The sequence below is a fragment of the Kitasatospora sp. NPDC057512 genome (assembly GCF_042802135.1).
Taxonomy (GTDB): Bacteria; Actinomycetota; Actinomycetes; order Streptomycetales; family Streptomycetaceae; genus Kitasatospora.
Genome location: NZ_JBHVET010000523.1, coordinates 1 through 6,268 on the forward strand (window position 1 = coordinate 1; position 6,268 = coordinate 6,268).

Annotated in this window: 5 protein-coding genes; 2 read left to right on the forward strand and 3 right to left on the reverse strand. The window is 74.0% G+C overall.

The annotated features are described in order from the left end of the window. The coding region (locus tag ACFU6K_RS28110; protein WP_380667611.1) for a carbohydrate kinase family protein at positions 1–431 on the reverse strand (431 nt) is incomplete at its 3' end. Between the two features lie 3 nt (positions 432–434). Further along, entirely contained in the window at positions 435–1,499 is a 1,065-nt protein-coding gene (locus ACFU6K_RS28115; RefSeq protein WP_380667613.1) for a pseudouridine-5'-phosphate glycosidase, read from the reverse strand. 237 nt (positions 1,500–1,736) lie between these two features. Here ACFU6K_RS28115 and ACFU6K_RS28120 point away from each other — a divergent pair, with 237 nt between their 5' ends. Next, positions 1,737–3,401 (forward strand): peptide-N4-asparagine amidase, encoded by a 1,665-nt coding sequence (locus ACFU6K_RS28120; protein ID WP_380667615.1) that lies wholly within the window; start codon positions 1,737–1,739, stop codon positions 3,399–3,401. Between the two features lie 376 nt (positions 3,402–3,777). Here the strand turns inward: ACFU6K_RS28120 and ACFU6K_RS28125 are convergent, their stop codons facing one another. Then, the gene (locus ACFU6K_RS28125) at positions 3,778–4,470 is read right to left on the reverse strand and encodes a response regulator (RefSeq protein ID WP_380667617.1); all 693 of its coding nucleotides are present in this window, start codon (positions 4,468–4,470) and stop codon (positions 3,778–3,780) included. Between the two features lie 88 nt (positions 4,471–4,558). On the opposite strand from ACFU6K_RS28125, the gene ACFU6K_RS28130 reads away from it, so the two are divergent. Continuing rightward, on the forward strand, positions 4,559–6,142 hold the full coding sequence (locus tag ACFU6K_RS28130; protein WP_380667619.1) for a purple acid phosphatase family protein: 1,584 nt from the start codon (positions 4,559–4,561) through the stop codon (positions 6,140–6,142). The last annotated feature ends 126 nt before the right edge of the window (positions 6,143–6,268 follow it).

Here is a 6,268-nt window from a genome sequence, read left to right on the forward strand (position 1 = left end):
AGCGGGTCCACCGCCGTACCGCCGACCGGCTCGCCGTCGAAGGAGTAGGCCGGCACGTGCAGGTGGGTCAGTCCGGCCAGCCAGGCGTCCGGGACCCGCTCCAGCAGCGTGGCGGCGCCCCGGTCGGGCAGCATGGTCCGCTCGCCGTCCTGGTCGATCAGCACCACGACGCTGCCGGTCCGGCCGCGCCGCGAGACCCGTACGTCGACGCCGTGGCCGGTCAGTTCGGCGACGACGCCGTCCCCGACCGCGTCCTCGCCGACGCAGCCGAGGAAGCGGGCCGGGTACTGCCCGGCGGCGAAGCAGGCGACGTTGGCCGCGCTGCCGCCGCGCCGCCGGAAGACCCGGGCGCCGGAGTCGGTGCCGTGCCGCAGCGGGCCGTCGGCCCAGACCACGATGTCCTCGACGAGGTCCCCGAGCACCCCCAGCACGGCTCAGACCCCGGTCTCGACGGCGCCCGCCGAGGCCGCATCGCCGACCGCGGCACCACCGCCCGCGGCAACGCCGGGCGCCGCACCACCCGCCGAGGCGGCACCACCGACCGCCGCAGCACCGGAAGCGCCGGAGGCACGGCCGGCCAGCGCCGTCGCGATCTCCCCGCCGAGCCGGACGTTGCCCCGGTACACCTCGACGTTGACGTCCAGGCTGCGCCCACCGGTGTCCCGCTGGATGAAGTCGAGCAGGAACGGCGTGGCGGCGTTCCCGGTGACGCCCTGCCGCTCGGCCTCGGCCCGGGCGCGGGCCAGGATGCCGTCCAGCTCCTCCGGCGGCAGCTGCTCGGCCGGGTCGACCGGGTTGGCGATCAGGACGGCCTGCGGCAGGCCGAGCCGGTCCCGAACCTCGATCACCCCGGCGGCCTGCTCGGGCGACTCCACGCTGAAGTTGATCTCGTGGCCGGAGTCGGTGACGTAGAAGCCGGGGTACCTGCGGGTGCGGTAGCCGAGGACCGGGATGTTGTACGTCTCGAAGCGTTCCAGGGTGGCGCGGATGTCGAGGATGGACTTCACGCCCGCGCTGACCACGGTGACCGGGGTGGCGGCCAGGGCGGTCAGGTCGGCCGACTCGTCGAAGCTCTCCGAGGCGCCGAAGTGCACGCCGCCGAGGCCGCCGGTGGAGAAGACCCGGATGCCCGCGCGGTGGGCGAGGAAGGCGGTGGCGGCGACGGTGGTGCCGCCGTGCCGGCCGAGCGCGGCGACCACCGGGAGGTCGCGCAGGCTCACCTTGTCCAGGCCGTCGGCGGCGGACAGTTCGGTGATCTGCCCGGTGCTCAGCCCGACCGTGGGCACCCCGGCGTGCACCCCGATCGTGGCGGGCACGACGCCCGCCGCCCGCAGCTGCCGCTCCGCCTCCAGCGCGACGGCCAGGTTGCGCGGCCGCGGCAGGCCGTGGGTGAAGATGGTCGACTCCAGGGCGACCACCGGCCGGCCGTCGGCGAGGGCCCGGGCGACCTCCTCGGAGACCTGGACGGCGGAAGCGGTGGGGGGAAGAAGTCCGGTCATGATGCGAACTCTCTGTGAGGATGCCGCTGCGGTGGGGCAACGTGCCGCTCAGCGTATGGACGGTTCGCATCGGAAACCAGAGTGAGTACGGAGGTTTCTGATGGTCCGTCACCCGTACACGGCCTCCGCGCGGAGCGCGACTCCTTGACGCTGGCATGCCACCCCCGGAAGGATTCCCGGATCATCCGACCGGCCCGCGGCACCCGCCCGCGGGCCGCCCGACCCCGGGAAACCGCCTTGGCCCTGCGCCCGTTGCTCCGCCGCACCGCCGGTCTGATCGGCGCCGCCGTCCTCACCCTGGCCGGCACCCTCACCACCGCCGGCCCGGCCCACGCCGACTTCGGCACCGACTACCACGACCCGGTCACCGCCACCAAGCCGCTCACCCGCCCCGACACCCACTCCTGCACCGTCGAGGTGATGCACGAGCGCGAGTTCCGCAACGGGTACGGCAACCCGCCGGACACCCCGTACAACGCCACCCTCACCCCGCCCGCCGACTGCGCCGGCCCCTGGTCCGCGGTGGTCATGGACCTCCACGGGCAGGTCGCCGGGCGGCAGTTCGACCGGATCTTCAGCGTCCGCGTCGGCGGCGTCCAGGTGCTGCTCTCCTCCACCCCGGAGCCGTCCAAGGACGGCATCGCCTGGAACGTCGAGCACGACGTCACCCGTTACGCCCCGCTCTTCGCGGGCGGCCCGCAGGAGTTCTCCTTCGACCTCGCCAACGTCACCGACGCCACCTACACCGGCGTCTTCACGATCAGCGCCAAGCTGACCTTCTACACCGCGGACGGGCACTGGCCGGCCGCCCGCTCCGCCGACCGGCTGCTCACCACCGGACCGTTCGGGCTCACCCAGGCCGCCCCCGCCGCCGGGCGCGACCTCGTCTTCCCGCAGAACCTCGAACGCCTCACCGCCGAGGTCTACGCCCGGGGCGGCGGCGCCTGCGAGGAGTTCGCCTACGCCTCCGCACCGGACGCCTTCGCCGCCGCCAACCCGGGCAGCGGCATCTGCGGCAAGGGCCCGTTCCGCGAACTGCGGCTCACCGTGGACGGCCGGGTGGCCGGCGCGGTCTGGCCGTACCCGGTGATCTACACCGGCGGCTGGGACCCACTGCTCTGGCGGCCCGTGCCCGGCCTCTTCGCCTTCGACCTGCCCGCCTACCGGCTCGACCTCACCCCGTACGTCGGACTGCTGCTGGACGGCCGGCCGCACAGCGTGGGCGTCACCGTGAACACCGCCGAGGCGCAGAGCAACGACGTCTGGACCGGCCAGGTCAACCTCTTCGCCGAGACCGACCACGGCGCCGCCCGCACCACCGGACAGCTCACCGACCACCGGGTCGCCCCGGAGGCCACCGTCGCCACCGACCTCGCCGACCACGGCGGCGGCAGCGGCGACTGGACGGTCACCGCGGCCCGCGACGACCTCGCCCGGGGCTGGGTGCAGACCTCGCACGGCCGGATCACCACCGAGGTCCGCGACGAGCTCGCCTTCCGCTCCGCCCAGCGGCTGCGCGACGGCGGCAACGACGTGACGCTGCACAACGGCACCGACCTCACCCGCACCACGGCGACCTGGGGCGGCGGCCCGCACCGCACCACCACCGTGCACGAGGGCGAACCGCTGGACGTCGGCTACCGGGTGAGCCGCGACGCGGCCGGGAACACCGACCAGACCACCACCATGGAGCTCGGCTACCACCGCGAGGCCACCGCGGCGACCGGCGGCCACGTCACCGAGCGCTCCACCCTCGACCACACCCTGCGCCCCACCGCCCGGCGGCACGACGGGGACCGCACCGTCCGGACCGGCAGCAGCACGGAGGAGTACCGCAGCACCGGGCCCGACGGGCCGTACCAGCGGACGCTGACCTTCGTGGACGGCTGGCCGCGCCCCTGACGGCGGCCCCGCCGCCCGGCAGTCCCATCGCCCGGCAAGCCCCGCCGACCGGCAACCCAGCCGCCCGATCCGCCCCCGATTGCCCGAGTTGCGAAAATTGGTTGGATTCATACCGTTCACCCCTGGTGCACAGCCCGCAGGAGGCGCATGATGGGAGATGGACCTGCGAGGTAGCTGAAGGAGTTCGACCGCAGGAGGCAGTGGCGACGGATCGAGACGGATCAGGGTCCGACGCTGGATGACTACCTCGGTCGACGATCGAACTACCGGCCGGAGGACGTCACGTCCGGAGGCCACCCCCACCTCGTAGGTTCCGCGCGTCCACGGAGCATCCCCTCGGCCCCGTGGGCGCGCTCCCGTCTCCGCGGCGGCGCTGCTACCGCTCCCGCGCCGCCCAGCCCATCTCCCAGGCGTGCACCGCGATCCCGACCCGGTTCGCCACCCCGAGCTTGCGCTGGATGCTGGCGACGTGGGTCTTCACCGTCCCCGGCGAGATGAAGAGCTCCGCGGCGATGTCCGCGTTGGTGCGGCCCGCCGCGACGTGCCCGGCGATCTCCACCTCCCGCTCGGTCAGCGGCACCACAAGCGCGGGCCGCTTCCGCTCCGGTCGGCGCGGCGCCGTCACGTGCCGCAGCAGCCGGACGGTGACCGACGGGCTGATCAGGCTCTCCCCGTCCGCGGCCGCCCGTACCGCCTCGGCCAGCAGGGACGGGCCGGAGCGCTTCAGCAGGAAGCCGGACGCCCCGTGCCGCAGGGCCGGGTACACGTACTCGTCCAGGTCGAAGGTGGTCAGCACCACGACCCGCACCGGCTCCGCCACCCCCGGCCCGGCCAGCCGCCGGGTCAGTTCCAGTCCGTCCATCCGCGGCATCCGGATGTCCACCAGCGCGACGTCCGGCCGCAGTTCGGCCGCCAGCTCCAGCGCGGCGAGCCCGTCCGCCGCCTCGCCCACCACCTCGATGTCCGGCTGGGCCGTCAGGATCCGCCGCACCCCGCGCCGTACGGCCTCCTGGTCGTCCGCGATCAGGGTGCGGATCACCCGCGGGCCGTCGCCGTTCGTCCTCGTCACGCCCAGCAGTGTGACGCACGGGTGACGGACGGGAAAGTTCACGCGGCGGACCCGGCGCGGTTCACCTTCGTCCGGTGGGCTGGCCGCCATGAACGATTCCAGTGGACGTCTCCCCGTCAGCAGGCGCGGGCTCCTGGCCGGGGCGACCGGCGTCGGCCTCGGCGGCGCCGTGTCCCTCTCCGGCGTCTCGGCCGCCCCCGCCGCCGCCTCCCCGGTGCTGTGGCAGCGGCCGGACCGCTCCGGCGCGCCGCGGGTGGCCGGCCTGCACCTCCAGTTCGGCTCGGACGCCTCCCGCGAGGTCGTGGTCTCCTGGCACACCACCCGGTCCGTCGGCAACCCCCGGGTGATGTACGGGACTTCGAACAGCGGCTTCGGCCGGACGGTCCAGGCCGCGACCCGCACCTACCGGGACGCCGCGTCCGGCACCGAGGTCCAGGTGCACCACGCCCGGCTGACCGGCCTGCGCGCCGACACGGACTACGTCTACGCCGCCGTCCACGACGGCACCACCCCCGAACTCGGCACCGTCCGCACCGCCCCGCGCGGCCGGTCCGCCTTCACCTTCACCAGCTTCGGCGACCAGGGCACCCCGACCCTCGGCAAGAAGACCGCCAACGGCTACGTGAACGACAACCTCGGCAGCCCCGCCGCCGGCGACACCACCGCCGGGGTCGAGCGGATCGCCCCGCTGTTCCACCTGCTCAACGGCGACCTCTGCTACGCGAACATCGCCACCGACCGGGTCCGCACCTGGTCCGACTGGTTCGAGAACAACACCCGCTCGGCCCGCCACCGCCCCTGGATGCCCGCGGCCGGCAACCACGAGAACGAGAAGGGCAACGGCCCGATCGGCTACGGCGCCTACCAGGCGTACTTCGAGCTGCCGGACGCCCGCTCCGACGCGGAGACGCGCGGCCTGTGGTACTCGTTCACGGCCGGCTCGGTGCGGGTGATCAGCCTCAACAACGACGACGTGGCCTACCAGGACGGCGGCAACAGCTACGTCCACGGCTACTCCGGCGGCGCCCAGCAGCGCTGGCTGGAACGGGAGTTGATCGCGGCCAACGCGGACCCCGGAATCGACTGGATCGTGGTCTGCATGCACCAGGTGGTGATCTCCACCGCCGACCGGTTCAACGGCGCCGACCTCGGCGTCCGCGAGGCCTGGGTGCCGCTGTTCGACAAGTACGGCGTGGACCTGGTGGTCTGCGGCCACGAGCACCACTACGAGCGCTCGCACCCGATCCGCGGCCAGCAGCCGACCGACACCCGTACGCCGATCCCGGTGTCCACCGGTACCGAGACCATCGACACCACCAAGGGCACCGTCCACATGGTCATCGGCGGGGGCGGTACCTCGGCCCCGTCCAACCAGCTCTTCTTCAGCCCCGCCAAGGCCCGGGTGATCACCGGCGTCGGCGCCGTCGACCCGGCCACCGGCAAGCGCCCGCCGGTGTACGTGATCGAGGACGCCCCCTGGTCCGCCTTCCGGGACGCCGACAACCCGTACGGCTTCGCGTCCTTCGACGTCGACCCGGGCGGGCGCAACGGGCAGACCACGATCGGCGTCACCTACTACTCCGTCAGCGGGCCGTACGGGGACCTCGTCCCGGTCGACCGCTTCACCCTGACCCGCCCGCGCGGCACCCGGGGCGGCGGGCGGGGCCACTGACCGCCGACGCACCCGGAAGCGGGGGCCGGCCGACTCGCAGGTGTCGGCCGATCGGCCGACGCCGCAGGGCGCGTGCCTCAGCGTCCCGGCAGGTAGCAGCTGACCCGCCAGCCCGCAGGCGTGCCC